Raw genomic sequence first — 24618 nt, 5'->3', positions numbered from 1 at the left:
GCGGCCGCAGCCTCACCCGGGCGACAAATCACCATTACAGCAGTTCAAACTCGCTCTGCTTCACGCGGGCGGAGTCGACGCCGATAAAGACGTTGAATTTACCCGGCTCGGCGTCGTACTTCATCTGCTGGTTCCAGAACTTCAGCGCTTCAACGTCAATCGGGAAGCTGACGGTTTGCGTCTCGCCCGGCTTGAGGGTCACCTTTTTAAAGCCGCGCAGCATTTTCACCGGACGGCTCATGGAGGCGGTAACGTCCTGCAGATAAAGCTGAATCACCGTCGCCCCTTCGCGCTTGCCGGTATTGGTTACCTGCACGCTGGCGGTCACGCTGCCGTCGCGCTGCAGGGTCGGCGCCGACATTTTCACGTCGGAAACGCTAAAGGTGGTGTAGCTCAGGCCGTAGCCAAACGGATAGAGCGGGCCGTTGGCTTCATCAAAGTAGCGCGAGGTGTACTTGTTTGGCTTATCCGCATTGTACGGGCGACCGGTGTTGAGATGGCTGTAGTAGGTCGGGATCTGCCCGACCGAGCGCGGGAAGGACATGGGCAGCTTGCCAGACGGGTTGTAGTCGCCGAACAGCACATCGGCAATGGCGTTGCCGCCTTCGGTACCGGCAAACCAGGTTTCGAGGATCGCATCAGCCTGCTGATCCTCTTTCACCAGCGCCAGCGGACGACCGTTCATTAGCACCAGCACCAGCGGTTTACCGGTCGCTTTCAGCGCGCTAATCAGAGCGCGCTGGCTCGGCGGCAGGGTGATGTCGGTGCGGCTGGAGGCTTCGTGGGCCATGCCCTGCGCCTCGCCCACCACGGCAACCACCACGTCGGACTGCTTCGCCGCCGCCACGGCTTCGTCAATCATCTCCTGCGGCGAGCGCGAGTCAACCTGCACCGCTTTCTCGTACAGATTGAGGAAGTCGACGATGCCTTTATCGTCAGTGACGTTAGCGCCTTTGGCATAGATAATCTTACCTTTGTCGCCCAGCGCATTCTGCAAACCGGTCAGCACGGTGACCGACTGATCGGCCACGCCCGCCGCCGACCAGCTGCCCATCATGTCGCGCTTGCTGTCGGCCAGCGCGCCGATTACCGCGATAGTGCCCGATTTTTTCAACGGCAGCGTATCGAGGCGGTTTTTCAGCAGCACCAGGCTTTCGCGCGCCACTTCGCGCGCTTCTTTGCGATGCAGGCGGCTTTCGGCGTTGGTATCCTGCGGATCGGAATCTTTCGGCCCCAGGTGGCTATACGGGTCGTTAAACAGGCCCATATCATATTTCACGTTCAGCACGTGGCGGGTCGCGTCATCCAGCTCCGCCATCGTCACCTTACCGGACTTCACCAGTCCCGGCAGATACTTGCTGTAGTACTCGTCGCTCATGCTCATATTGATGCCGGACTTCAGCGCCACGCGCACCGCGTCTTCCGGGTCCGACGCCACGCCGTGTTTGATCAGCTCTTTGATAGCGCCATGGTCGGAGACGGTGATGCCTTTAAAGCCCCACTGGTCGCGCAGCACGTCCTTAAGCAGCCAGGCGTCGGAGGTCGCCGGGGTACCGTTGAGCGAGTTGAGCGCCACCATAACCGCGCCGCTGCCCGCATCCAGCCCCGCTTTATACGGCGGCATATAATCGTTGAACAGGCGCTGCGGGCTCATATCGACGGTGTTGTACTCTTTGCCGCCTTCGACCGCGCCGTAGGCGGCAAAGTGCTTGACGCTGGTCATCACCGAGTAGCGATCGGCCGGGCTTTTCCCCTGCATCGACGCCACCATCGCCCTGCCCATCTCGGTGGTCAGGTAGGTATCTTCCCCGAACCCTTCCGAAGCGCGGCCCCAGCGCGGGTCGCGGGAGACGTCGACCATCGGCGCCCAGGTCATGTTCAGGCCATCATCGGCCGCTTCGTAAGCCGACACCCGCCCGACGGTGTTCACCGCGTCGAGGTTAAAAGAGGAGGCCAGGCCAAGGCTAATCGGAAAGACGGTACGCTGGCCGTGGAGCACGTCATAGGCGAAAAAGAGCGGGATTTTCAGGCGGCTGAGTTCCATCACCTGATCCTGCATAATGCGGATATCATGGCGGGTCACGGTGTTAAAAATCGCCCCCACCTGGCCTTCTTTGATCATCTCGCGGATGGCCTCTTTCGGGTTATCCGGGCCGACGCTAATTAAGCGCAGCTGACCGATTTTTTCATCCACCGTCATTTTCGTCAGCAGTTCCGTCACAAACGCATCCCGCGCCTGCGGCGTTAGGGGATGATTGCCGAACAATTCATCCGCCAGCGCCGGTTGCAGCGCCAGGCTCACAGCGACGCCTACAGTACAAAGCCATTTCATTTTTATCCCTCATTGTTCCAGTCGACCAGATCGGCGAAAAGATAGCAAAAATCGAAGCCTGCCATAAACATAAACGAGACGCCTGAATAAAGCGCGCGTTGTTCTCTGATTTTTAGAAACATTGATGCATCAAATTGTCATACAAAGCGCTATTCTTATTTTTGATAATTTTGTACCACCACAAGGAGTGGAACATGTCATCTGCAACAACCTATAACAACGCTTTTCTGGCTGAACTCGCCCGTCTGGTCGGCTCGTCCCATCTGCTCACCGACCCGGCTAAAACCCAGCGCTACCGTAAAGGCTTTCGCTCCGGCCAGGGCGACGCGCTGGCGGTGGTCTTTCCCGGTACCCTGCTGGAGCTGTGGCGCGTACTGAACGCCTGCGTCAACGCCGATAAAATCATTCTGATGCAGGCGGCCAACACCGGCCTGACCGAAGGCTCAACGCCGAACGGTAACGATTATGACCGCGATATCGTCATTATCAGCACCCTGCGCCTGGATAAACTGCATCTGCTGGATAAAGGCGAGCAGGTGCTGGCTTATCCCGGCACGACGCTCTATTCGCTGGAAAAAGCGCTGAAGCCGCTGGGTCGCGAACCGCACTCGGTCATTGGTTCATCCTGCATCGGGGCATCGGTGGTCGGCGGGATCTGCAACAACTCCGGCGGCTCGCTGGTACAGCGCGGCCCGGCGTATACCGAAATGTCGCTGTACGCGCAAATTGATGAAAACGGCAAGCTGACGCTGGTGAACCACCTCGGCATTGACCTCGGCACCACGCCGGAGCAAATCCTCAGCCGCCTCGACGACGAACGGGTTAAAGATGAAGATGTGCGCTACGACGGCCGCCACGCCCACGATCATGATTACGTCACCCGCGTGCGCGACGTGAATGCCGATACCCCGGCGCGCTACAACGCCGACCCGGACCGCCTGTTTGAATCCTCGGGCTGCGCCGGCAAGCTGGCGGTGTTCGCCGTGCGCCTCGATACCTTCCCGGCGGAAAAACGCCAGCAGGTGTTCTACATCGGCACCAACCGCCCGGACGTGCTGACCGAAATTCGCCGCCATATTCTCGCCGAGTTCAACCATCTGCCGGTGGCGGGCGAGTATATGCACCGCGATATTTACGACATCGCCGAGCAGTACGGGAAAGACACCTTCCTGATGATCGACAAGCTCGGCACCGATAAAATGCCGTTCTTCTTTACCATGAAGGGCCGCACCGACGCGATGCTGGAGAAAGTGTCGCTGTTTAAGCCGCACTTCACCGACCGCTTTATGCAAAAGCTGGGTCACGTCTTCCCGTCGCATCTGCCGGAGCGAATGAAAACCTGGCGCGATAAATACGAACACCATCTGCTGCTGAAAATGGCGGGCGACGGCATCGAAGAGGCTCAGGCCTGGCTCGGGGAATATTTCCAGAATGCCGAAGGGGATTTCTTCGTCTGCACCGCAGAAGAAGGCAGCAAAGCCTTCCTGCACCGCTTTGCCGCCGCGGGTGCGGCGATCCGCTACCAGGCGGTTCACGCCGATGAGGTGGAAGATATTCTGGCGCTGGACATCGCCCTGCGCCGTAACGACACCGAATGGTTTGAGCATCTTCCCGCCGATATCGATAGCCAGCTGGTGCATAAGCTCTATTACGGCCACTTTATGTGCCACGTTTTCCATCAGGATTACATCGTGAAAAAAGGCGTCGATGCCCACGAACTGAAAGAGAAAATGCTGGCGCTGCTGAAGGAGCGGGGCGCCCAATATCCGGCCGAGCATAACGTCGGCCATCTGTATGAAGCGCCGGAAAGCTTAAAACGCTTCTATCGCGAAAACGATCCCACCAACAGCATGAACCCGGGGATTGGCAAAACCAGTAAGCAAAAATACTGGGGCGAAGTGCAGGATAAACCGACGAGCGCGACCGAACCGCAATAATCCGCACGGGGGACTGTTCAGCCGCGGGGCTTCTGTATTACGCTGCACGCCGGAGAAATTTCCTCTCCGGCAAACCCGTTTAAGGAATTAACCCATCATGTCCGCAGTGGATAAGCTACACGACGCTGACTTAGAGATCCGCGAAGCACTGCCCGATGACGCCCACGCTATCGCCGCGCTGTACGTCTGGCACGTGCTCAATGGACGCGCCTCTTTTGAAGAGATCCCGCCAACCGTGGATGAGATGCGCAAGCGTATCAAAACCGTGCGCGATAGCGGGCTGCCGTGGCTGGTTGCCCTGTGGCGCGGCACCATCGTCGGCTACTGCTACGCCACCTTTTACCGCCCGCGTCCGGCCTACCGCTACACCCTGGAAGAGTCGATTTACGTTGAGGCGGGAATGGGGGGACGCGGTATCGGCAGCGCCCTGCTCTCCCGGTTAATTGAGAAATGCGAACAGGGACCGTGGCGACAAATGCTGGCGATTATCGGCGACGGCCACAGTAACGCCGGGTCGATTGCGATTCATAAAAAGTTCGGTTTTAGCGTGGCGGGTCAGCTGCGCAGCGTCGGCTATAAGATGGGCGACTGGCGGGATACCTTGATTATGCAGCGCCCGCTCGGCGATGGCGACTGGACGCTGCCGGAGTAACCCCCCGGCTCGCGCTGCGCTTAGCCGGGCTACGGTACAGCGCGGTTCGGTAGCCCGGATAAGGCGTTTACGCCGTAATCCGGGGAAATGGGGGTTAATCGTTCTGCGCGGTCTGCGCGCCGCCTTTCAGCATCGCATCGGCCATCTGCGCTTCACGCTGCTTTTTATAGCTGAGCGCGGAAGCCGGAACCGGCATCACTTTTCCCGTTTCAATCCACGTTCTCAGGCGGCTGGCGTCGGCGAAGTGAGTATATTTGCCAAACGCATCCATCACCACCAGCGCCACCGGGCGCTGATTAATCACCGTACGCATAATCAGGCAGTGGCCCGCCGCGTTAGTAAAGCCGGTTTTGGTCAGCTGAATATTCCAGTTATCGCGGTAGACCAGATGGTTGGTATTGCGGAACGGCAGCGTATACGCCGGATGGGCGAATGTCGCCATATCTTCTTTGGTGGTGCTCAACTGGCCAATCAGCGGATACTGCTCGCTGGCGATCAGCAGCTTAGTCAGATCGCGGGCGGTAGAGACGTTATGAATCGACAGACCGGTGGGCTCAACGTAGCGGGTGCGGGTCATCCCCAGCGCCTGCGCCTTGGCGTTCATCGCGCGGATAAAGGCGTCGTAGCCGCCCGGATAATGGTGCGCCAGGCTGGCGGCGGCGCGGTTTTCCGACGACATCAGCGCCAGCAGCAGCATATTGCGGCGGCTGATTTGGCTGTTCAGGCGCACCCGTGAATAGATCCCTTTCATTTCAGGCGTCTGGCTGATATCAACGGTCAGCATCTCATCAAGGGGCAGATGGGCATCAAGCACCACCATCGCGGTCATCACCTTGGTGATCGACGCCATCGGGCGAACCAGGTCCGGCTGGCTGGCATAGATGATTTTTTTGCTGGCAAGGTCGACGATCATCGCACTGCCGGAAGCGATATCCGGCTGGGAGGCGGTCACCGCCGTGGAGGTTTTAGCCAACGCCTGGGGCGCAAAAGGCACAGCCAGCAGCAACGTCAGGCTGAGCAAAGAAACTCGAAATTTGGTCATCGTGAACATTCTGAAAAGTATTTTTGCACGTTATGAACGTACGCCGCGGCGCTGGGGTGATGACGCCGCTGGCAAAAATCATCATACCTTGTCAGAACGCGAGCTGGCTAATAAGAATCGTGAACAAATGCTGCATTGCCGACATAAAAATCTATTTATGCCGGCAATGAGTTAAATCAGAAGAGCCGATATCCGTATCCCCAGAGAATAACGGTGATCGCCAGCAGCACTTCCAGCACCAGCACCCCTATCGCCAGAGTCGAGCTGGCGAAGCTCAACCCCTCTTCTTTATTAATCCCCAGGAACGTGGGAATACCGAGATACAGCAGATAGCCGGTGTAAAGCAGCGCGACGGTCCCGACCAGCGCGCACAGCCACACCAGCGGATAGAGCGCCACGAGCCCGCTGAGGAAAAGCGGCGTGGCGACATAGCCGGCGAAAACCATACAGCGCTTAAGGGAAGGCCGCTGCGGATAGCTTCGCGCCATCCACCAGATAACCCGCCCCATCACCGCAACCCCGGCGAGCATCACGGCGTAAAACAGCACCGCCAGGGCCAGCCCGGTCATCAGCGACAGTTTTACCACCGTGCCGTCGCCGAAGTTCCAGCCCAGCTGCGTGGTGCCAATAAAGGCGCAGATAACCGGAACCGCCGCCATGACCAGCACATGGTGCGTATAGTGATGCGAAACGGTTTCGTTTTCGCTTTTAATAACGCTCATCTCTTGATTAGGATGAGAGAAGAGCCCCCAGACATGGTTCATAGCGTCCCCCTTGTCACGGCGTGGTACAGCACTGATCCAAGTATAATTCACCTTGTAGATTATTTTGTGTACAGCGAGAAAAATGCGCTTCCCCCGCATTTTTATCATCAGGGTGTATGATTAAGGGACTGACGTTTTATGGAGTTAATCTTTATATGGATATCAATAACCTGATTTCCCAGTACGGCTACGCGGCGCTGGTCATTGGCAGCGTGGCGGAAGGCGAAACCATCACGCTGCTCGGCGGCGTGGCGGCACATCAGGGATTATTGAAGTTCTGGCTGGTGGTTATCTCGGTCGCCCTCGGGGGGATGATTGGCGATCAGCTGCTTTATTTACTCGGCAGGCGCTTTGGCGGACGGATTCTGCGGCGATTCGCACGCCAGAAAAAGCGGATCCAAAAGGCCCAGCGGATGATCCAGCGTCGCCCCTACCTGTTTGTCATCGGCACCCGCTTTATGTACGGCTTTCGGGTTATCGGCCCGCTGCTGATTGGCGCCAGCCGCCTGCCGCCGAAGGTGTTTCTGCCGCTGAATATTGTCGGCGCGATTATCTGGGCGTTAATTTTTACCACGCTCGGCTATCTCGGCGGGGAAGCGATTGGCCCGTGGCTGCATCATCTGGATGCGCATCTGAAGCACTGGATCTGGCTGATTCTGGCGGTGGTGCTGGTGGTTGCGGCGCACTGGTGGCTAAAGCGCCGCGAGGCAAAGAAGAAAGAGTGACGAGAGTTCCCGGATGGCGGCGTAAACGCCTTATCCGGGCGACAACCCCACAGATCGCATGGGCCTGTAGCCCGGCTAAGCGCAGCGCGAGCCGGGGAAACAGAACTACTTCGCCGCCTGATGATACCCGCCGCCCAGCGCGGAGGTCAGTTGGATGCTGGCATCAAGCCACTGGCCGTGCAGGCGCAGCGCGGTGACGCGCTCCTGCAGCGCCGGCAGCTTCGCCAGGCTGACGCGCGAGCCGGAAATAATCCCGGCGTTCATCCGCGCCTGCGCCAGCGCGACCATCCGCTGAGCATCTTTTTCAACCTGCTGCTGCTGCTGATTTTTCGCCATCAGCGTTTCCATCTGGCTGGCAGTTTTCGCCACCTGATTAACCGCATCGACCACCGCTTTGTTGTACTTCGCTATCGACAGGGCATTTTGCGCGCTGGCGATATCCAGATTCGCGTTCAGGCGGCCGCTATCAAAGATCGGCAGGGTCAGCCCGGCGGTGACGCCCATCTGCTGGGCAGAGTGGCGGAACAGATCGCTGAGATGCAGGGCATCCTGCTGCAGGAAGGCCATCAGGTTGATATCCGGATAAAACGCGGCTTTCGCGGCATCAACTTCGCTTAATGAAGCCTCGATATACCAGTGGGCGACCTGCAGGTCCGGGCGTCGCGCCAGCAGCTCATAGCCCAGCTGGTTAGGCATTTGCGCGCTGACGGCGGGTAAATCCGCCGGATGAAGATTCAGCGCCTGGCTCTGGCTGTTGGTCAGCGCCATCAGCCGCGCTTCAATCTCCTTCATATTGCCCGCCACGTCGGCGAGCTGCTGATCGGTTTTACTGACGTTAATATCGTTCTCCGCCCCTTCGGCCGAGTTGGTGATCCCGCGTTGATACAGCGCAGTATCCACGGTAACGACATTATTCTGTTCGCGCTTCACCTGCGTCAGCACGTTTTTAATGGCCGCTTCGGTCTGCCACTGCCAGTAAAGGCGGGCGACGCTGCCGGCCAGCAGTTCGCGGGTCTGGGCTTCTTCGGCAACCTTAGCTTTGACTTCACCGATGCGCGCTTTAAGCAGCGCGCGGTTTTTACCCCACAGGTCCAGATCCCATCCGGCGGTCAGTCCGAAGGTACCGTTGGTGTACCACGGCCCGGTATTGCCGTCGGTATCGGTGGCAAACGGCCCCATCAGCCCCTCGGAGGACATTTTCTGCCGTTCAATATCGGCGGAAAAATCCAGGTTCGGTCCCAGGCTGGATTGCGACATCCGCGCCTGCGCTTCCGCCAGCCTGATGCGCTGTTCGGCAATCTGCATGTCCGGCGCATTGGCTAAGGCACGCTGAATCAGGCTATTGAGCTGAGGGTCATGGTAATCCTGCCACCAGTTGCTCTGCGGCCAGCCGTTTTTCACGGCGGCGGGCAGTTCCGTTGCGACGTGGGATGCTGGGGTTTGCTGCTGGAGCGGCTTGCCAGTATCGTGCGATGGCGCGCAGCCCGCCAGCGCGATAACCAGTGGCAGGCCAGCCAACGCGCGTTTGCTCAAAGTCAGGTTCATGAAATCGGTCAGATGATTAAATAAGGTCGGGTATATTAAGCTACTTGCATCCTAGCCGTTTAGTAAAGCGTGTGCCGTAACTATTAGCAGACTAAAAATAAACTTCTCATGGAGTGACAATGAGTCAGAACATCTATGACGATCCCGCTTTTTTTGCCGGATACGCCACCCTTGACCGTTCAGTCAAAGGGCTGGAAGGCGCGCCCGAGTGGCCGACCCTTCAGCAAATGCTTCCGCCGTTATCCGGTCTACGCGTCGTCGATCTTGGCTGCGGCTACGGCTGGTTTTGCCGCTGGGCCCGCGATCGGGGCGCCGCGCAGGTCGAGGGACTGGATCTCTCCAGCCGTATGCTGGAGCGCGCCCGCGAAATGACGGAGGGCGAAGGTATCCGCTATCGCTGCGAAGATCTCCAGACGCTTACCCTGCCCGCCGATAGCTGCGAGCTGGTCTATAGCTCGCTGGCGCTGCACTATCTGCCCGACGTGGCGCCGCTGTTCGCCACCGTTTACCGGGCGCTGACGCCCGGCGGTACGCTGCTGTTCTCCGCCGAGCATCCCATCTATACCGCCCCGCCGCGTCAGGGCTGGCAGGAAGATGAGAACGGGCAGAAAAGTTGGCCAGTGAGCCACTACCAGCAGGAGGGCGAGCGCATCAGCAACTGGTTTGCCGACGGGGTGAAAAAGCAGCACCGTAAGCTGTCCAGCTGGATAAACCAGCTGATCGCCGCCGGTTTTATCATCGAGCATCTGGATGAGTGGGGACCGACGGCGGAGCAGATTGCCGCTCAGCCGGCGCTGGATGAAGAAAAAGAGCGGCCGATGATTTTTCTCCTGCGCGCGCGCAAGCCGGCGTAATACGCAAAAAGGCCCGGAAGTTATCCGGGCCATAAGGATGATGTTAGCTTCGTGCTCAGGGCATTACTCTTTTAAGCTGCCGCCGTTGGTGGCGATTACCTCTTTATACCACCAGAAGCTCTTCTTGCGGCTGCGCGCCAGGGTGCCGTTGCCTTCATCGTCGCGATCGACGTAGATAAAGCCATAGCGTTTGGACATCTCCGCCTTCGACGCGCTCACCAGGTCGATAGGCCCCCAGCTGGTGTAGCCCATCAGCTCAACGCCGTCCTCTATTGCCTCACGAGCCTGCACCAGATGGTCGTTAAGGTAGCTGATCCGGTAATCGTCGTTGATGCTGCCGTCGGCTTCCACCTTATCCTTAGCGCCCAGGCCGTTTTCCACGATAAACAGCGGCTTCTGATAGCGATCCCACAGCACGTTCAGCAGCGTGCGCAGGCCGAGGGGGTCAATCTGCCAGCCCCACTCCGAGCTTGCCAGGTGCGGGTTCGGCACCATGCTGAGAATATTGCCGCGCGATTTTTTGTTCAGCTCTTCGTCGGCGGTCACGCAGCCGGTCATATAGTAGCTAAAAGAGATAAAGTCGACGGTCTCTTTCAGGGCTTCGCGATCGGCATCGGTGATCTCAAGGCTAATGCCGTTGTCGCGGAAATAGCGCAGCATATAGCCCGGATAAGCGCCGCGGCACTGGACATCGCCAAAGAACTGCCAGCTGCGGTTCTGCTGCAGAGTTTCAAAAATATCGTCCGGTTTGCAGCTCAGCGGATACATCAGGCCGCCGAGCAGCATGTTGCCGATTTTGCCCTCAGGCACGATGTCATGGCAGGCCTTAGCCGCCAGCGCGCTCGCCACCAGCTGATGATGAATGGCCTGGTAGACTTCAGCTTTGCTGCTGTCGGCCGGCAGACCGACGCCGGTCATCGGCGCGTGCAGGGACATATTGATTTCATTAAAGGTCAGCCACAGTTTGACCTTCGCCTGGTAGCGCGCAAACACCGTACGGGCGTAGCGTTCGAAGAAGCCAATGACTTTGCGATTGCCCCAGCCGCCGTAGTTTTTCACCAGCGCCCACGGCATCTCATAGTGGGACAGGGTCACCAGCGGAGTAATATTGTGCTTCGCCATTTCATCAAACAGCTTATCGTAAAAGGCCAGCCCGGCTTCGTTTGGCTGCGCCTCATCGCCCTCAGGGAAAATACGCGCCCAGGCAATGGATACGCGCAGGCAGTTAAAGCCCATCTCGGCAAAGAGGCTGATATCCTCCGGATAACGATGGTAAAAATCGATAGCAACATCTTTTATACCGCTATCGCCAGGCACGCGTTCTACGACGTCGCCAAATACGCCGCGCGGCTGGACGTCAGAAGTGGTTAATCCCTTCCCGTCTTCCAGATAAGCGCCTTCAACCTGGTTTGCCGCGGTCGCGCCGCCCCATAAAAACGCCTGTGGGAATGTCTTCATTCATCTCTCTCCTGTGATTAACGGCTTACGGACAACAGCGGCTGACCGGCATCCACCGCGCTGGCGGATACGATGTCGAGAGCACGAAAATCGTCGCTGTTGCTGATAATAATGGGCGTCGCCAGATCGTAACCGGCGTTCAGAATCGCCTGACGGTCAAACTCCAGCAGCAGATCGCCCGCTTTGATTTTGTCGCCCTCTTTAACGTGGGCGGTGAACGGTGCGCCATCGAGCTTGACGGTGTCGATGCCCACGTGGATGAGCAGCTCGATTCCGCTATCGCTCAGCAGACCGATGGCATGTTTCGTCTGAAAAATCGAGGCGACCTCGCCCGAGAACGGCGCAATAACTTTGCCCACTGAGGGGATAATCGCCACGCCCTGGCCAAGTAAACCGCTGGCGAAGGTGCTATCGGGAACCTGATCCAGCGCCAGTACGCTGCCGGTCATCGGCGCCAGGATGTCGTTTTCCGAGGCCGGAGCCACCACAACGGCCGCCTGTTCAGCGGTGCTGCGCGGCAGTCCGGCGACTAACGTGAGCGCGCAGGCGATAATTAAAGCGGCAACCGTCCCCAACGCGCCGCCCCACACCGTGGCGTCAATGCCCTGCGGCGGGATCATCTGCGCCAGGGTGAAAATATTACCGAAACCGAAAGAATAGACGTGGCTGTCGCTAAAGCCGACAATCGCGCCGCCGATGGCGCCAGCGACGCAGCCGAAGATAAACGGACGGCGGAGCGGCAGATTCAGCCCATAAATCGCCGGCTCGGTCACGCCGAAGATCCCCGCGGATACCGCCGAGCCCGCCAGCACTTTTTGCCGCGCATCGCGGGTGCGCAGGAAAATCCCCAGCGCGGCGCCAACCTGCCCCATCACCGCCGGCAGCAGCATTGGCATCATTGAATCATGGCCAAGCACGGCAAGGTTGTTAATCATTAACGGTATCAGGCCCCAATGCAGTCCAAAGATGACGCACACCTGCCACAGCGCCCCCATCGCCGCGCCGGCAAGCCAGGGCGCGACCTGATAGATAAGCTGATAGCCGTTGGCCAGCTGCTGGCTCAGCCAGGTCGCAACCGGGCCGATAATCAGAAACGTGAGCGGGACGACCACGGCCAGGCAAATCGCCGGGGTAAAGAAGTTCTTCATCGACGAGGGCAGTATCGCGTTGCTGCGCCGCTCAATCCAGCAGCTCACCCACGAGGCGAGGATAATCGGGATGACCGATGAACTGTAATTGATAAAGGTCACCGGAATCCCAAGGAAATACTCCGCCGCGGCGTCAGGCGCCATACTGGCTTCAAAAGATTGAATCATCAGCGGATGGGTTAACGCGCCGCCGATCACCATGGTAATAAAGGCGTTGCCGCCAAATTTCTTACCGGCGGTATAGCCGAGAAACAGCGGGAAAAAGAAGAACAGCGCATCGCTGGCGGCAAACCAGATTTTGTAGGTTGCCTGCTGCGTCGTTAACCAGCCGCAAACCACCGCCAGCGCCAGCAGCCCTTTGAGGATCCCCGAGGCCGCCAGGACGCCGATAAACGGGGTGAAGATACCGGAAACCACGTCGATAAGCTGGCCGATAATCGACACTTTTTCGCCTTTCACCGCCACCGGCTCGCTGTCATCCGTCAGCCCGGCTTCGCTGCGCACCGCCAGCCAGACATCGTGCACGTGGTTACCGATGACCACCTGAAACTGGCCGCCGCTTTCCACCACCATGATGACGCCAGGATTCGCCTTCAGTCCTTCGGCATCCGCCTTCTTGCTATCTTTGAGCTTAAAACGCAGCCGCGTTGCGCAGTGAACCAGACTCACAATATTCTCTTTGCCACCAACCCGGCTGAGAATATCCTGCGCGAGTGCTTTATATTCCATGCTGTTTTTCCTTACTTCCGCTGCCCGCAGGCATCGTTAACTGAGTATTAAAAATAAAAAAAACCCGAGAACAACGCCGTGTAGGCGTTGCGCTCAGGTTTTGCCTGCGTAATGCAGTAACAATCCAGTTGTAGCGCGGGAGCTATGCGCCAGGCCCGATCGGCGCTTAGCGTCCCTCTTTTCTCACCCGCTCAATATGAATGGCGAGAAACATAATTTCTTCCGTCGTCAGCGGCCGCTGGTAGCTCTTTTGCAGGTGCCGGGCGACGGTTTCCGCACACTTCCACGCTTTAGGGTAGTTATCCTTTACCGCGCTGTGCAGCGTCACATCATCATCTTCGACCACCGTTCGCGTCAGCATACGCTGGGCGAAAAACTTGAGATGGGTGACAAAGCGCTGGTAGCTCAGCGACTCTTCATCGTAGTTCAGCGTCAGCTGATACTTCACCAGTTGCAGGATCTCCTGCATGACCCGGGTGACGTGCATCACTTCCGGCATTTCGCTGTTGAGCTGCGCCGTGACCAGATGCAGGGCGATAAAACCCGCTTCATCTTCGGCCAGTTCAACCCCGAGCCGTTTGGCGATAATCGCCCGCGCTTCCTGCCCTAACTCAAATTCCTTCGGATACAGCCGCTTTATTTCCCACAGCAGCACATTACGAATGGCGATGCCCTTCTTCTGCCGCTCAATCGCAAAGTGGCAGTGGTCGGTCAGGGTAATGTACAAACTATCCTGTAACTTACCGAGACGACCGCGCGCCAGATCGATGATCCGATCGCAGGTCGTCATCACTTCTAATGGTATCTGACTGAGTAATTCACCTAAACGGCCAACCAGTTCATCGCTCTGCAGCGCGAAGACCTTTTCAATTTTACTTTCATCAAGAGAGTCACCAACGCGTTTCTGAAAGGCAAGTCCTCGGCCCATGACCACCTGTTCGCGCTGCTGCTCATCAACAACCACCACTACATTATTATTAAGTACTTTGGCGATTTGCATATGAACCCCAAAAACAAAAAAACCTGACCCCGACGGATGCCAGGAAATCAGGTTTTGCCTGCCGGAGCAGTAACAATCGGTAGTGAGTATTTCACTGTCCGCCGGGTAATCTCAATGGGACAAGCTAAAAAATGTGATGCCGGTCAGATAGTTTAGCTACGCCAGTCGTTAATCGTGCGCGCTATGCTGGTTGAATCCTGTAGGGTGCGTACCGCGCTGAACAGGTCAGCCGCTTCCAGATACTCTTTACGCAAATAGCTCAGCCACTGTTTTATCCGCGCGACGTGATAAAGGCCGGTGTCGCCCTGCTTTTCCAGACGGGTGTATTTTTGCAGCAGTTCGACCACCTGCGGCCAGGGCATACGCGGTTCGTTATATTTTATCACCCGGCTCAGGTTTGGAACGTTCAGCGCGCCGCGGCCAATCATCACCGCATCGCAGCCGGTCGCGGCCAGGCAATCCTGGGCGCTTTGCCAGTCCCAGATTTCACCGTTGGCCACCACCGGGATAGTCAGGCGCTGACGGATTTCGCCGATAGCCTGCCAGTCAATGCGCTCCGCTTTATAGCCATCCTCTTTGGTGCGGCCGTGAACCACCAGCTCGCTGGCGCCCGCCTGCTGGACCGCATCGGCAATTTCAAACCGCCGCTCGCCGCTGTCCCAGCCAAGCCGAACTTTTACCGTGACCGGCAGATGGCCGGGAACCGCCTCGCGCATCGCTTTGGCGCCGCGATAGATAAGCTCGGGATCTTTGAGCAGCGTCGCCCCGCCGCCGCTGCCGTTCACCAGTTTTGACGGGCAGCCGCAGTTAAGGTCAACGCCCCAGGAACCGAGTTCGACCGCGCGAGCGGCGTTTTCCGCCAGCCACTGCGGATACTGCCCGAGCAGCTGTACGCGCACGCGGGTGCCGGACGGCGTCAGGCTGTTGTTATGCAGTTCCGGACACAGTCTGTAGAACGATTTTACCGGCAGGAGCTGATCCACCACGCGCAAGAATTCGGTGATGCAGAGATCGTAATCATTTACTTCGGTCAGCAGCTCGCGCACCAGCGAATCGAGCACGCCTTCCATCGGCGCCAGTAATACACGCATATTGTTTTTTCATTGCCCGGAAAAAAGAGGCGCTATGTTAGCGCCTCTGGATGCGGGTTGAAAGGGGCCAGGATCGGTTTTCCCGGCGGCGGCGCTGCTGCTTCCCGGCTTGCGCTGCGCTTAGCCGGGCTACAAGGTCACCTCTGTCTGCGCCCCGGGAAATGCACAACCGCTTAACGTGGTTCCAGGCAGTTATCCTCTTTCCAGCCGTACAGCCACTCGATGCCGCGATAAAACTCGCTCTGGGTCTTGCCTTTCCACAGCAGGTTGCGTACCTGGCGCTCAACGCCGGCGGCGTGATAGACCCGCCCCATTTCACGCGTCGACCAGACGATCCGCGCGGTACGCGGAATACGTACCGACTCATACAGCGCAAAAGCGCGGGCGGCGTCGCCGTCGCACTGCGCCAGGGCTTTACCCAGCGTCACCGCGTCTTCCAGCGCCATACAGGCCCCCTGGGCCATATACTGCGCCACCGGGTGAGCGGCATCGCCAACCAGCGTGATGCGGTCGTTGCCCCATTTCTCTACCGGCTCGCGGTCGGCGGTGGACCAGCGCCGCCAGGAGGTCGGCTTATCCAGCATCTGCCGGGGACGCGGGTGAATGCCTTTAAAGTAGGAGAGCACCTCTTCTTTACTGCCGTCGCGCACGCCCCACTCTTCTTTCTCCCGGCTGTGGAAGGTAACCACCAGATTGTACTGCTTGCCGCCGCGCAGCGGATAATGCACCAGGTGGCAGTGCGGACCCGCCCACAGCACCGGCGCGTTAATGCGCAAATCTTCCGGCATATCGGCGGCGTCGACCACCGCGCGATAGACTACATGGCCGGTCACCCGCGGCGAATCCCCCAGCAGGCTCTGGCGTACCACCGACTTACCGCCGTCGCAGCCGATCAGAATATCCGCCGTCCAGCTGTTGCCTTTGTCATCGAAAACCGTCACGTCATCGGTGGTCTGGCGGATATCCACCACCTGGGTCGAGGTGCGATACTCCACGGCCGGATGGGTCAGCGCCGCTTCCCAGACGGTGGCGTGGATGTCTACCCGGTGGATCACCGCATACGGCCCGCCAAAATGGTCGCGGAACGCCTGTCCGGTTTCAATATGCACCACCTCTTCGCCGTTTACCGCATCCATCATGGTGATATGGTCGGTAAATACCGCCCGCTGGCGGGCGACTTCGCCGACGCCGAGGCTGTCCAGCGCCGAGAACGCATTTGGGCCAAGCTGGATCCCCGCGCCGATTTCGCCGATTTCATGCGCCTTTTCCAGCAGCATCACTTTGATGCCCTGGCGCGCCAGAGAGAGCGCCGTGGCCGCTCCGCCAATACCACCGCCGACAATAATTGCTCGCATCACTTTTGCCATGTTGCCTCCTAAGCCGGGATCTTATCTTGTTGGTTTTCCGGCGCGGCGGCGATAAACGCCGGTAGCCGGGTGCAGGCGTCATAGACCGCCTGGCAGCGCGGATAGTGGCTGAGATCGCAGCCCATTCTCAGCGCGTTGGCCCACTGCGGTACCAGACAGCAGTCTGCCAGGGTGGGCGCATCGCCCACGCAAAAAACGCCGGATTTCGCGTGGCGCAATAGCTGCTCGACGGCGCTGAATCCCTGCTGGATCCAGTGCGCATACCAGCGCTTTTTCTCCTCTTCGCTTACCTTCAGTTCGTCGCTGAGGTAGCGTAAAACGCGCATGTTGTTTATTGGATGAATATCGCAGGCGATGGCGTAAACAATCTCCAGCACCCGCATCCGCGCGCTGTCCTCCTGGGGCAGCAGCAGCGGCTGCGGATAGTGCCGATCCAGCCAGTCGGCAATCGCCAGCGACTGGCCGAGAGATTCACCATCATCAGTAATCAACGTTGGCACCAGCCCGACCGGATTCAGCCGCCGGTACTCCAGCGCGTTCTGCTGACCGATGCGGATATTGACGCCCACGCTCTGATAGTCGATGCCTTTCAGCGCCAGCGCGATGCGCACGCGGTAGGAGGCTGAGCTATTGAAAAAACTGTACAGCTTCATCATTCACCTCACACCACGCGCACGGCGATTGGCGTCAGTCCATCTACGTTGCCGGTGATGACATCGCCTTTCACCACCGCGCCGACGCCTTCCGGCGTGCCGGTGAAAATCAGATCGCCGGGCTGCAGCTCAAAGAAGCCGGAAAGATAGCTGATAGTTTCATTGACCGACCAGATCAGGTGGCGAATATCGCTGCGCTGATGATCTTCCCCGTTTACCTGCAGCCAAATTCCGGCCTGGTTCACGTCCGCCGTATCCGCTTTATGCAGCGGCGCAATCGGCGCGGAAAGGTCAAAAGCTTTGCCAATCTCCCACGGACGGCCCATCTGGCGCATCTCCATCTGGCGATCGCGGCGGGTCATATCCAGCCCCGTGGCATAGCCCCAGATATACTCATGGGCCTGCTCCAGCGGGATATCGCTTCCCCGCTTGCCAATCGCCACCACCAGTTCAATTTCGTAGTGATAGTTGTCGGTTTGCGTCGGATACGGTAACTCCAGCGTCTCTCCCGCAGCGACGGGCACCACCGCATCGGCTGGCTTACAGAAGAAAAACGGCGGTTCGCGATCCGGGTCAAAGCCCATTTCACGCGCGTGAGCGGCGTAGTTGCGGCCCACGCAGTAAACGCGGCGTACCGGGAACTGCTCATCGCTACCGACAACCGGAACGCTAATCGGGGCCTGGGGTGCAAAAACGTATTGAGTCATGATGGATTCCTTATTCTTCATTTTTAATAACGCGCTTCGCGGAACAGGCCGAGCGCTTCCTGCACGGGACGGTCCGAAAAGCTGAATAACACGGTATCTTCGGCAGAGTTAAAAGAGACGGTGTGCCAGGTCGGCACCACGAAGATATCTTTTGCCTGGAAGGCGAAGGTCTGTTCGCCAATGGTGACCTGGCCGCTGCCTTCCACCACGTGATAGATGGTGCTGTCGGTGGTTTTCGCCGCGCGTGAGGTAAACCCTTTCGGTAACAGCTGCAGGAAGGCGCCCATCGACGGCATCGGATAGCCGCCGGTAACCGGGTTAACGTAGCGCATTTTATAGCCATCCCACTCGTCGGCATCGCCCATACGCGTCAGGTCGTGCAGCGCTTCGCGGCTGCGGTCGTAGCGATAGTTAAAGATGGGCGAAGAGTTACCGACCTGATGGCGCAGCGGCAGCATATTGGCGGCGTAGCGCGGCAGGTAGTCTCCCTCTTTGCGGGTCACCGGCTGCTGATCTTCCGGGTAATCCTCAGCGAAGCCGCAGCCCAGATAGTTCACCAGCGGCAGGTCGAGGCCGTCGAGCCAGACCACCGGCTCATTGCCGGGATTGCCGTGATCGTGCCAGCGCCACTGCGGCGTCAGAATAAAGTCGCCGGCGCGCATGGCGGTGCGTTCGCCGTCGACGGCGGTAAACGCCCCCTCACCTTCCACGACAAAGCGCAGAGCAGACTGGTTATGACGATGGCTTGGCGCCACTTCGCCGGGCATAATCAGCTGTAAACCGGCATACAGCGAGGAGGTAATCGATGACTGTCCGCGCAGCGCCGGGTTCTCCAGCACCAGCACGCGGCGTATCGCCTCTTTCGCGCCAATCAGCTCGCCGCTTTTCATCAGCAGCGGACGAATCTCCTGATAATTCCAGTAGGCCGGGGCGCAGGTGGCGTTCGGCGTTTTCGGCACCAGGTGGTGCAGGGATTCCCAAAGCGGCGTCAGGTTTTGTCCGGAAATATGCTGATAGTACTGCTGACGGTCTTTATTGATTTCCATTGAAGATTGAGTCATGAGCGTTCTCCTTATTTATTCACGATGCCAGCAGAAGGCAACGCGGCAGGTACAGATGTTGGGTTGCGGACGGCAAGCGTCAGCAGGACAAGCATCACGGCGCTAACGACGGCCGGTACTGCGATAACAAAAAACAGGGTGTCAAAAGAGAAATTCATCGCCATCATCACACCGCCGGAGAGCGAGCCGACGATGGCGCCGCAGCGGCCGACCGCGTTTGACCAGCTCACCCCGGTCGCGCGGCTTTGGGTGGGATACAGCGTAGCGGTTAACGCATTGAGGCCGACCTGCGAACCGCTGATGCCAATCCCGGTGCCGAAAATCGCCAGCGCCATCAGCCACAGGCCGTTCTCGCTCAGGCCAATCATGACGATACAGACCGCCCCAGGCCGTAGCTCAGCGCCAGCACCCGATAGGGATTGAAGCGATCCATCAGCACACCGAGCAGCAGCGCGCCAAAGGTGCCGCCAATCTGGAAGGCGGCGGTGACCCACGAAGCGTGCTGTAAATCAATCCCGCGGTGGTTAAGCAGCGTCGGCATCCAGCTGGAGAGCAGATAGATAATCAACAGGCTCATAAAGAACACCACCCATAGCATTAAGGTGATGGCCAGCTGGCGACCGGCGAACAGCTGGCTGATGCTGCCCTTCGCCCCTGCGGCAGGCTCATCAAGCCAGAAATGGGTATCGGTATAGCGTTCGCCGGTTATGGCACTAACGTTTTTGGCAATCACCGCCTGCGGGAGCTGGCGACGGATCTGCCAGCGCGGAGATTCGGGAAGCAGCGGTATCAGCGCCACCGCCAGCAGCAGCGGCAAAACGCCGCCCAGCACCAGAATACCGTGCCAGCCAATCAGCGGGACCAGCTGCGCGCTGACCACGCCGCCGAAGGCCGAGCCGAGGGTGAATCCACAAAACATCAGGGTCACCAGCGCCCCGCGCCGCCGGGCGGGCAGATATTCCGAGGTCATGGTAATGGTATTAGGCATCGCGCCGCCGAGGCCGAGGCCGGTCAGAAAACGCAGGAACACCAGCATGTGTAGATCGGGGGCAAACGCGGAAAGCAGGCTGAACAGGCCGAACAGCGCGACGCAGAACTCAATCACCCGCTTACGGCCAAAGCGGTCGGAGAGCGGACCGCAGAGCAGCGCCCCGGCGGTCAGGCCCAGCAAGCCTGCGCCAAATAGCGGTGCGAGGTCACCGGCGGTTAATTGCCAGTGGCTGCGGATATCCGGCGCAATAAAACCAATCGCGGCGGTATCGAAGCCATCAAGCATCACCACCAGGAAACAGCAGATAATCACGCGCCACTGCCGGGCGCCGACCGGCGCAGCGTTGAGTAGTTTTTGTAGTTCAAGTCGTTGAGTCATGATTATGCCTCAGAGCAGGTAGGGGTAGATGTTGTATTTATTTCTTTTATGTTGCGAGTTTGTAACTGTGGCAATGAAATGTACAATGGTATTTCGGGCATAGACATAACCTGGAGGTTATCGCTGATGGCAGACTGGACGCAGAAACTGAAGCTGCACCATTTACAGATGCTGGTGGCGCTGGGGGAGCAAGGCAATCTCACGCAGGTGGCGAAAATGATGAACATTACTCAGCCCGCGCTCTCCAAATGGCTCAGCCAGTTTGAAGACGAAGTCGGCATGGTTTTGTTCGAACGCCACAGCAAAGGTCTGCGCCCGACCGAAGGCGGAAAGCTGCTGCTTCAGCACGCCCAGCGGCTGATTAACGATATGTCGCGTTCGCAGTATGAAATCGAGCGTTTTAAACAGGGCGGGCAGGTGGGCAGCCTGATGATCGGCTGTTCACCGGTGGCGACCGACTGCGTCTCACAGGCGATCCTCGAACTGCTGAAAGAGATGCCGACTCTGCACCTGAATATCGAAGAGAAAGTGATGACGCCGCTGCTTAACGACCTGCTCGCCGGCGTGGTGGATGTCGTCGTCGGGCGCGTCGGCGGGCGGGCGCTGGAGCTGCCGCTGAGCTACCGGGTGCTCTACACCGAACCGGTCTGCTTTGTCGCCCGCCCCGATCACCCGCTGGCCGAGAAATCGCGATTAAGCTGGGCCGACCTCTCTCCGTGGCGCTGGATCGTCTGGCCCACCGGCACGCCAATTCGCCTGAGCATCGACAACGCGCTGGTGGATAACGGCGTGATGCTGCCGGAAAACACCATTGAGTCCGCCTCGATGAACGTCACCAGCAATCTGCTGCAGAGCAGCGATATGGTCTCGATTCTCTCACTGCGCCTGGCGCAGCGCTACGCGGCCCAGCGCCAGCTGGCGATTCTTAATTTGCCGCGCATTGAACAAAAAGGTAGCGTTGGGGTGTTCTGGCGAAAAAGTGAAGCGCCGTCGCTGGCGCTGAGCCGATTTCTCCATTGCCTGTCCCTGCAATCTTCACTCTGACCGTCGCCCGGTCCGGTGTTCACGGTCTCTATCGCAGGTATGCGCAGAATTCATGATGTGATCGGTAGCACATTTTTGGCTTTAATTGTATGATGAATGCGGTTCATCAAGGGTTATTACCATGAGTAAATCACTGATTATTATCTGGCAGTATCTGCGCGCTTTCGTGCTCATCTACGCCTGCCTGTATGCGGGCATTTTTCTCTCTTCGCTCCTGCCGATCGCGATTCCCGGCAGCATTATTGGCATGTTGATTCTGTTTTTTCTGCTGGCGCTGCAAATCTTGCCTGCACAGTGGGTCAACCCCGGCTGCAACATCCTGATTCGCTATATGGCGCTGCTGTTTGTACCTATTGGCGTCGGCGTCATGCAGTACTGGGATTTACTGCGCGCGCAGTTTGGCCCGGTGGTGGTCTCCTGCGCGATAAGCACGCTGGTGGTCTTTTTAGTGGTCAGCTGGAGTTCACACCTGGTTCACGGTGAGCGCAAAGTGGTTGGGCAAAAAGGAAGTGAAAAATGATCCATGAAATCTGGTGGTCGCTGCCGTTAACCCTGGCCGTCTTTTTCCTTGCCCGCAGGCTGGCGGCGCGGTTTAAATTTCCGCTTCTCAACCCGCTGCTGGTCGCGATGGTGGTGCTGATCCCTTTTCTGCTGATTACCGGCATCTCCTACGAGCGCTATTTCCAGGGCAGCAAAATTCTTAACGACCTGCTGCAGCCGGCGGTGGTGGCGTTGGCCTTTCCTTTGTATGAGCAGCTGCACCAAATCCGCGCCCGCTGGAAGTCAATCATCACCATCTGCTTTATCGGCAGCGTGGTGGCGATGGTCACCGGCACTACCGTTGCCCTGATGATGGGCGCAACCCCGCAGATTGCCGCCTCTATTTTGCCGAAATCGGTGACGACGCCGATCGCCATGGCGGTGAGCAGCAGCATTGGCGGGATCCCGGCGATCAGCGCGGTCTGCGTTATTTTCGTCGGCATCCTCGGCGCGGTCTTTGGCCACACCCTGCTGAATGTGATGCGTATCCGCACCAAGGCCTCGCGCGGGCTGTCGATGGGTACCGCATCCCACGCCCTGGGGACCGCCCGCTGCGCTGAGCTCGACTATCAGGAAGGGGCGTTCAGCTCGCTGGCGCTGGTGCTTTGCGGGATTATTACCTCGCTGGTCGCGCCGTTTTTGTTTCCGCTCATTTTAGCAGCGGTGGGATAAATGTGATTTAAGTCACATTTTTAAATGCAACACGAATTAGTTGCAATGACAATGAGATGTTTATCACATATACAGGTTGTAACCACCCGTACACTAGATTTCCATTACATTGTTATGAGGCAACGCCATGCACCCACGTTTTCAAGCTGTTCTTCCCCAACTGGCGGCGGACCTGCAAGCGGCCATCGCCCCGATGCTGGCCGACCCGCATTTCCCGGCCCTGCTGAATGCAGACCAGGTGGCAGCGCTGCAAAGCGCGACGGGGCTGGATGAAGACGCGCTGGCCTTTGCTTTGCTGCCGCTGGCGGCGGCCTGCGCGCGGGCCGATCTGTCGCATTTTAACGTCGGCGCGATTGCCCGCGGCATCAGCGGTACCTGGTACTTCGGCGGCAATATGGAATTTCTCGGCGCCACCATGCAGCAGACCGTGCACGCCGAACAAAGCGCCATCAGCCACGCCTGGCTGCGCGGCGAAAAATCCCTGCGGGCGATTACCGTGAACTACACCCCCTGCGGCCACTGTCGTCAGTTTATGAACGAACTGAACAGCGGCCTGTCGCTGCGCATCCACCTTCCCGGGCGCGAAGCGCATTCGCTGCAGCACTATTTGCCGGACGCTTTCGGCCCGAAAGATCTGGACATAAAAACCCTGCTGATGGATGAGCAGGACCACGGCTTCCCGCTCAGCGGCGACGCGCTGGCTCAGGCGGCGATTCAGGCGGCCAACCGTTGCCATATGCCTTACAGCAACTCACCATCCGGCGTTGCGCTGGAGCTGAAAGACGGTACCCTTTTCACCGGTAGCTATGCCGAAAACGCCGCCTTTAACCCGACGCTGCCCCCGCTGCAGGGTGCGCTGAATCTGCTGAGCCTCAACGGATACGATTACCCGGATATCCAGCGCGCGATCCTGGCCGAGAAGGCCGATGCGGCGCTTATCCAGTGGGACGCCACCGCGGCGACGCTGAAGGCGCTGGGCTGCCATAATATCGATCGCGTACTGTTAGGTTAGTCACATTCTGCGGGCCAAACGGCCCGCGCTGTTGAAAATCCCCGCAATTAAACGACGGTTTCTTGCGCTTGCCCGACGGGTAAAGTAGCCTGAAGCTTCCTTCGTCCACTATTGAGCCAGGTCCATGTTAAAGCGTGTGTTATACAGCCTGTTAGTCCTGTTCGGCTTGCTGCTGTTAACCGTGTTGGGACTCGACCGCTGGATGAGCTGGAAAACCTCTCCCTATATTTACGATGAGCTACAGGACCTGCCCTACCGCCAGGTCGGCGTCGTGCTCGGTACCGCCAAGTACTACCGTACCGGGGTTATCAACCAATATTATCGTTACCGGATTCAGGGCGCGCTGAACGCCTACAACAGCGGCAAGGTGAACTATCTGCTGCTCAGCGGCGATAACGCGCTGCAAAGCTATAACGAGCCGATGACCATGCGCCGCGATTTAATTAAAGCCGGCGTCGATCCGGCGGATATTGTGCTGGACTATGCGGGTTTCCGTACGCTCGATTCGATTGTCCGCACCCGTAAGGTCTTCGATACTAACGACTTTATTATTATTACCCAACGCTTCCACTGCGAGCGCGCGCTGTTTATTGCCCTGCATATGGGGATTCAGGCGCAGTGCTACGCGGTGCCGTCGCCGAAGGATATGTGGAGCGTTCGCCTGCGCGAGTTCGGCGCCCGCTTCGGCGCGCTGGCGGATCTCTATATTTTTAAACGCGAACCGCGCTTTTTAGGCCCGCTGATCCCGATTCCCGCGCTGCAGGAAGTTCCCGACGGCGCACAGTCCTATCCGGCGGTCACGCCGCAGCAGCTGCTGGAGCTGCAGAAAAAAGAGAAGTAAAGCCTCCATAAAGTGAGCGTGATAACTGGCGTCTTATCGAGCGGGAATACTTTTCTGATTACGCGAGTGAGTATC

General features: G+C 58.4%; 20 protein-coding genes and 2 pseudogenes. 9 read left to right on the top strand and 13 right to left on the bottom strand.

Annotated features, from left to right (window positions below; genetic code table 11):
- Nucleotides 1-34 precede the first annotated feature (34 nt).
- Nucleotides 35-2332, bottom strand: a complete 2298-nt coding sequence (gene bglX, locus ACESQ2_RS15465) for a beta-glucosidase BglX (RefSeq protein ID WP_143439918.1) — start codon at nucleotides 2330-2332, stop codon at nucleotides 35-37.
- Between the two features lie 194 nt (nucleotides 2333-2526).
- On the opposite strand from bglX, the gene dld reads away from it, so the two are divergent.
- Nucleotides 2527-4269, top strand: a complete 1743-nt coding sequence (gene dld / locus ACESQ2_RS15460; protein ID WP_373170822.1) for a D-lactate dehydrogenase — start codon at nucleotides 2527-2529, stop codon at nucleotides 4267-4269.
- A 97-nt stretch (nucleotides 4270-4366) separates the two neighbouring features.
- Nucleotides 4367-4921 carry a GNAT family N-acetyltransferase gene (locus ACESQ2_RS15455; protein WP_004138576.1) on the top strand — a complete coding sequence of 185 codons (555 nt, stop codon included), beginning with the start codon at nucleotides 4367-4369 and terminating at the stop codon, nucleotides 4919-4921.
- Nucleotides 4922-5015: 94 nt separating this feature from the next.
- Here ACESQ2_RS15455 and pbpG read toward each other — a convergent pair whose 3' ends face one another.
- Both pbpG and ACESQ2_RS15445 read right to left on the bottom strand, forming a co-directional pair.
- Nucleotides 5016-5963, bottom strand: a complete 948-nt coding sequence (gene pbpG / locus ACESQ2_RS15450; RefSeq protein ID WP_014230138.1) for a D-alanyl-D-alanine endopeptidase — start codon at nucleotides 5961-5963, stop codon at nucleotides 5016-5018.
- Nucleotides 5964-6139: 176 nt separating this feature from the next.
- Entirely contained in the window at nucleotides 6140-6727 is a 588-nt protein-coding gene (locus ACESQ2_RS15445) for a Yip1 family protein (protein ID WP_004122818.1), read from the bottom strand.
- Between the two features lie 155 nt (nucleotides 6728-6882).
- On the opposite strand from ACESQ2_RS15445, the gene ACESQ2_RS15440 reads away from it, so the two are divergent.
- Nucleotides 6883-7452 carry a DedA family protein gene (locus ACESQ2_RS15440; RefSeq protein ID WP_014230139.1) on the top strand — a complete coding sequence of 190 codons (570 nt, stop codon included), beginning with the start codon at nucleotides 6883-6885 and terminating at the stop codon, nucleotides 7450-7452.
- A gap of 105 nt (nucleotides 7453-7557) precedes the next feature.
- Here ACESQ2_RS15440 and mdtQ read toward each other — a convergent pair whose 3' ends face one another.
- Entirely contained in the window at nucleotides 7558-8997 is a 1440-nt protein-coding gene (mdtQ, locus tag ACESQ2_RS15435) for a multidrug resistance outer membrane protein MdtQ (protein ID WP_224384606.1), read from the bottom strand.
- 119 nt (nucleotides 8998-9116) lie between these two features.
- Between mdtQ and ACESQ2_RS15430 the strand changes: the two genes are divergently transcribed.
- Nucleotides 9117-9851, top strand: a complete 735-nt coding sequence (locus ACESQ2_RS15430; RefSeq protein ID WP_224384608.1) for a bifunctional 2-polyprenyl-6-hydroxyphenol methylase/3-demethylubiquinol 3-O-methyltransferase UbiG — start codon at nucleotides 9117-9119, stop codon at nucleotides 9849-9851.
- A gap of 63 nt (nucleotides 9852-9914) precedes the next feature.
- On the opposite strand, the gene ACESQ2_RS15425 is transcribed toward ACESQ2_RS15430, so the two are convergent.
- The 9 genes and pseudogenes from ACESQ2_RS15425 to ACESQ2_RS15385 all read right to left on the bottom strand — a co-directional run bounded on the left by ACESQ2_RS15425 (nucleotide 9915) and on the right by ACESQ2_RS15385 (nucleotide 20434).
- Nucleotides 9915-11309, bottom strand: a complete 1395-nt coding sequence (locus tag ACESQ2_RS15425; RefSeq protein WP_004852640.1) for a glycoside hydrolase family 1 protein — start codon at nucleotides 11307-11309, stop codon at nucleotides 9915-9917.
- A 17-nt stretch (nucleotides 11310-11326) separates the two neighbouring features.
- Nucleotides 11327-13299, bottom strand: a pseudogene (gene bglF / locus ACESQ2_RS15420) (PTS beta-glucoside transporter subunit IIABC).
- 53 nt (nucleotides 13300-13352) lie between these two features.
- Nucleotides 13353-14186, bottom strand: a complete 834-nt coding sequence (gene bglG / locus ACESQ2_RS15415; RefSeq protein ID WP_014230144.1) for a transcriptional antiterminator BglG — start codon at nucleotides 14184-14186, stop codon at nucleotides 13353-13355.
- Between the two features lie 152 nt (nucleotides 14187-14338).
- On the bottom strand, nucleotides 14339-15277 hold the full coding sequence (gene dusC / locus ACESQ2_RS15410) for a tRNA dihydrouridine(16) synthase DusC (protein ID WP_014230145.1): 939 nt from the start codon (nucleotides 15275-15277) through the stop codon (nucleotides 14339-14341).
- 173 nt (nucleotides 15278-15450) lie between these two features.
- On the bottom strand, nucleotides 15451-16644 hold the full coding sequence (locus ACESQ2_RS15405) for a 3-hydroxybenzoate 6-monooxygenase (protein ID WP_046877138.1): 1194 nt from the start codon (nucleotides 16642-16644) through the stop codon (nucleotides 15451-15453).
- Nucleotides 16645-16652: 8 nt separating this feature from the next.
- Nucleotides 16653-17297 carry a maleylacetoacetate isomerase gene (maiA, locus tag ACESQ2_RS15400; RefSeq protein WP_046877139.1) on the bottom strand — a complete coding sequence of 215 codons (645 nt, stop codon included), beginning with the start codon at nucleotides 17295-17297 and terminating at the stop codon, nucleotides 16653-16655.
- 8 nt (nucleotides 17298-17305) lie between these two features.
- Nucleotides 17306-18004: a fumarylacetoacetate hydrolase family protein gene (locus ACESQ2_RS15395; RefSeq protein ID WP_014230148.1), complete on the bottom strand. Its 699-nt coding sequence runs from the start codon at nucleotides 18002-18004 to the stop codon at nucleotides 17306-17308.
- Between the two features lie 23 nt (nucleotides 18005-18027).
- Nucleotides 18028-19065, bottom strand: a complete 1038-nt coding sequence (gtdA, locus tag ACESQ2_RS15390) for a gentisate 1,2-dioxygenase (RefSeq protein ID WP_046877140.1) — start codon at nucleotides 19063-19065, stop codon at nucleotides 18028-18030.
- Nucleotides 19066-19076: 11 nt separating this feature from the next.
- A pseudogene (locus ACESQ2_RS15385) lies at nucleotides 19077-20434 on the bottom strand (MFS transporter).
- 126 nt (nucleotides 20435-20560) lie between these two features.
- Here ACESQ2_RS15385 and ACESQ2_RS15380 point away from each other — a divergent pair.
- The 5 genes from ACESQ2_RS15380 to sanA all read left to right on the top strand — a co-directional run bounded on the left by ACESQ2_RS15380 (nucleotide 20561) and on the right by sanA (nucleotide 24543).
- Nucleotides 20561-21478 carry a LysR family transcriptional regulator gene (locus tag ACESQ2_RS15380; protein ID WP_046877142.1) on the top strand — a complete coding sequence of 306 codons (918 nt, stop codon included), beginning with the start codon at nucleotides 20561-20563 and terminating at the stop codon, nucleotides 21476-21478.
- A 121-nt stretch (nucleotides 21479-21599) separates the two neighbouring features.
- On the top strand, nucleotides 21600-21998 hold the full coding sequence (locus tag ACESQ2_RS15375) for a CidA/LrgA family protein (protein WP_014230151.1): 399 nt from the start codon (nucleotides 21600-21602) through the stop codon (nucleotides 21996-21998).
- On the top strand, nucleotides 21995-22690 hold the full coding sequence (locus ACESQ2_RS15370) for a CidB/LrgB family autolysis modulator (protein WP_373170819.1): 696 nt from the start codon (nucleotides 21995-21997) through the stop codon (nucleotides 22688-22690). The genes ACESQ2_RS15375 and ACESQ2_RS15370 overlap by 4 nt, the downstream gene beginning before the upstream one ends.
- Nucleotides 22691-22817: 127 nt before the next feature.
- Complete coding sequence (gene cdd / locus ACESQ2_RS15365) at nucleotides 22818-23702, top strand: cytidine deaminase (protein WP_014839055.1); 885 nt, start codon at nucleotides 22818-22820, stop codon at nucleotides 23700-23702.
- A gap of 124 nt (nucleotides 23703-23826) precedes the next feature.
- Entirely contained in the window at nucleotides 23827-24543 is a 717-nt protein-coding gene (sanA, locus tag ACESQ2_RS15360; RefSeq protein ID WP_004852661.1) for an outer membrane permeability protein SanA, read from the top strand.
- Nucleotides 24544-24618 lie beyond the last annotated feature (75 nt).

This window comes from Klebsiella sp. Q11 (assembly GCF_964241505.1).
GTDB classification, from domain to species: domain Bacteria; phylum Pseudomonadota; class Gammaproteobacteria; order Enterobacterales; family Enterobacteriaceae; genus Klebsiella; species Klebsiella michiganensis.
This window is presented reverse-complemented; position numbering and strand designations above follow the sequence as displayed.

Bases quoted from the DNA above. Each gene is read 5' to 3' on its own strand.
- bglX (WP_143439918.1), bottom strand. From the start codon at position 2,332: ATGAAATGGCTTTGTACTGTAGGCGTCGCTGTGAGCCTGGCGCTGCAA.
- dld (WP_373170822.1), top strand. From the start codon at position 2,527: ATGTCATCTGCAACAACCTATAACAACGCTTTTCTGGCTGAACTCGCC.
- ACESQ2_RS15455 (WP_004138576.1), top strand. From the start codon at position 4,367: ATGTCCGCAGTGGATAAGCTACACGACGCTGACTTAGAGATCCGCGAA.
- pbpG (WP_014230138.1), bottom strand. From the start codon at position 5,963: ATGACCAAATTTCGAGTTTCTTTGCTCAGCCTGACGTTGCTGCTGGCT.
- ACESQ2_RS15445 (WP_004122818.1), bottom strand. From the start codon at position 6,727: ATGAACCATGTCTGGGGGCTCTTCTCTCATCCTAATCAAGAGATGAGC.
- ACESQ2_RS15440 (WP_014230139.1), top strand. From the start codon at position 6,883: ATGGATATCAATAACCTGATTTCCCAGTACGGCTACGCGGCGCTGGTC.
- mdtQ (WP_224384606.1), bottom strand. From the start codon at position 8,997: ATGAACCTGACTTTGAGCAAACGCGCGTTGGCTGGCCTGCCACTGGTT.
- ACESQ2_RS15430 (WP_224384608.1), top strand. From the start codon at position 9,117: ATGAGTCAGAACATCTATGACGATCCCGCTTTTTTTGCCGGATACGCC.
- ACESQ2_RS15425 (WP_004852640.1), bottom strand. From the start codon at position 11,309: ATGAAGACATTCCCACAGGCGTTTTTATGGGGCGGCGCGACCGCGGCA.
- bglG (WP_014230144.1), bottom strand. From the start codon at position 14,186: ATGCAAATCGCCAAAGTACTTAATAATAATGTAGTGGTGGTTGTTGAT.
- dusC (WP_014230145.1), bottom strand. From the start codon at position 15,277: ATGCGTGTATTACTGGCGCCGATGGAAGGCGTGCTCGATTCGCTGGTG.
- ACESQ2_RS15405 (WP_046877138.1), bottom strand. From the start codon at position 16,644: ATGGCAAAAGTGATGCGAGCAATTATTGTCGGCGGTGGTATTGGCGGA.
- maiA (WP_046877139.1), bottom strand. From the start codon at position 17,297: ATGAAGCTGTACAGTTTTTTCAATAGCTCAGCCTCCTACCGCGTGCGC.
- ACESQ2_RS15395 (WP_014230148.1), bottom strand. From the start codon at position 18,004: ATGACTCAATACGTTTTTGCACCCCAGGCCCCGATTAGCGTTCCGGTT.
- gtdA (WP_046877140.1), bottom strand. From the start codon at position 19,065: ATGACTCAATCTTCAATGGAAATCAATAAAGACCGTCAGCAGTACTAT.
- ACESQ2_RS15380 (WP_046877142.1), top strand. From the start codon at position 20,561: ATGGCAGACTGGACGCAGAAACTGAAGCTGCACCATTTACAGATGCTG.
- ACESQ2_RS15375 (WP_014230151.1), top strand. From the start codon at position 21,600: ATGAGTAAATCACTGATTATTATCTGGCAGTATCTGCGCGCTTTCGTG.
- ACESQ2_RS15370 (WP_373170819.1), top strand. From the start codon at position 21,995: ATGATCCATGAAATCTGGTGGTCGCTGCCGTTAACCCTGGCCGTCTTT.
- cdd (WP_014839055.1), top strand. From the start codon at position 22,818: ATGCACCCACGTTTTCAAGCTGTTCTTCCCCAACTGGCGGCGGACCTG.
- sanA (WP_004852661.1), top strand. From the start codon at position 23,827: ATGTTAAAGCGTGTGTTATACAGCCTGTTAGTCCTGTTCGGCTTGCTG.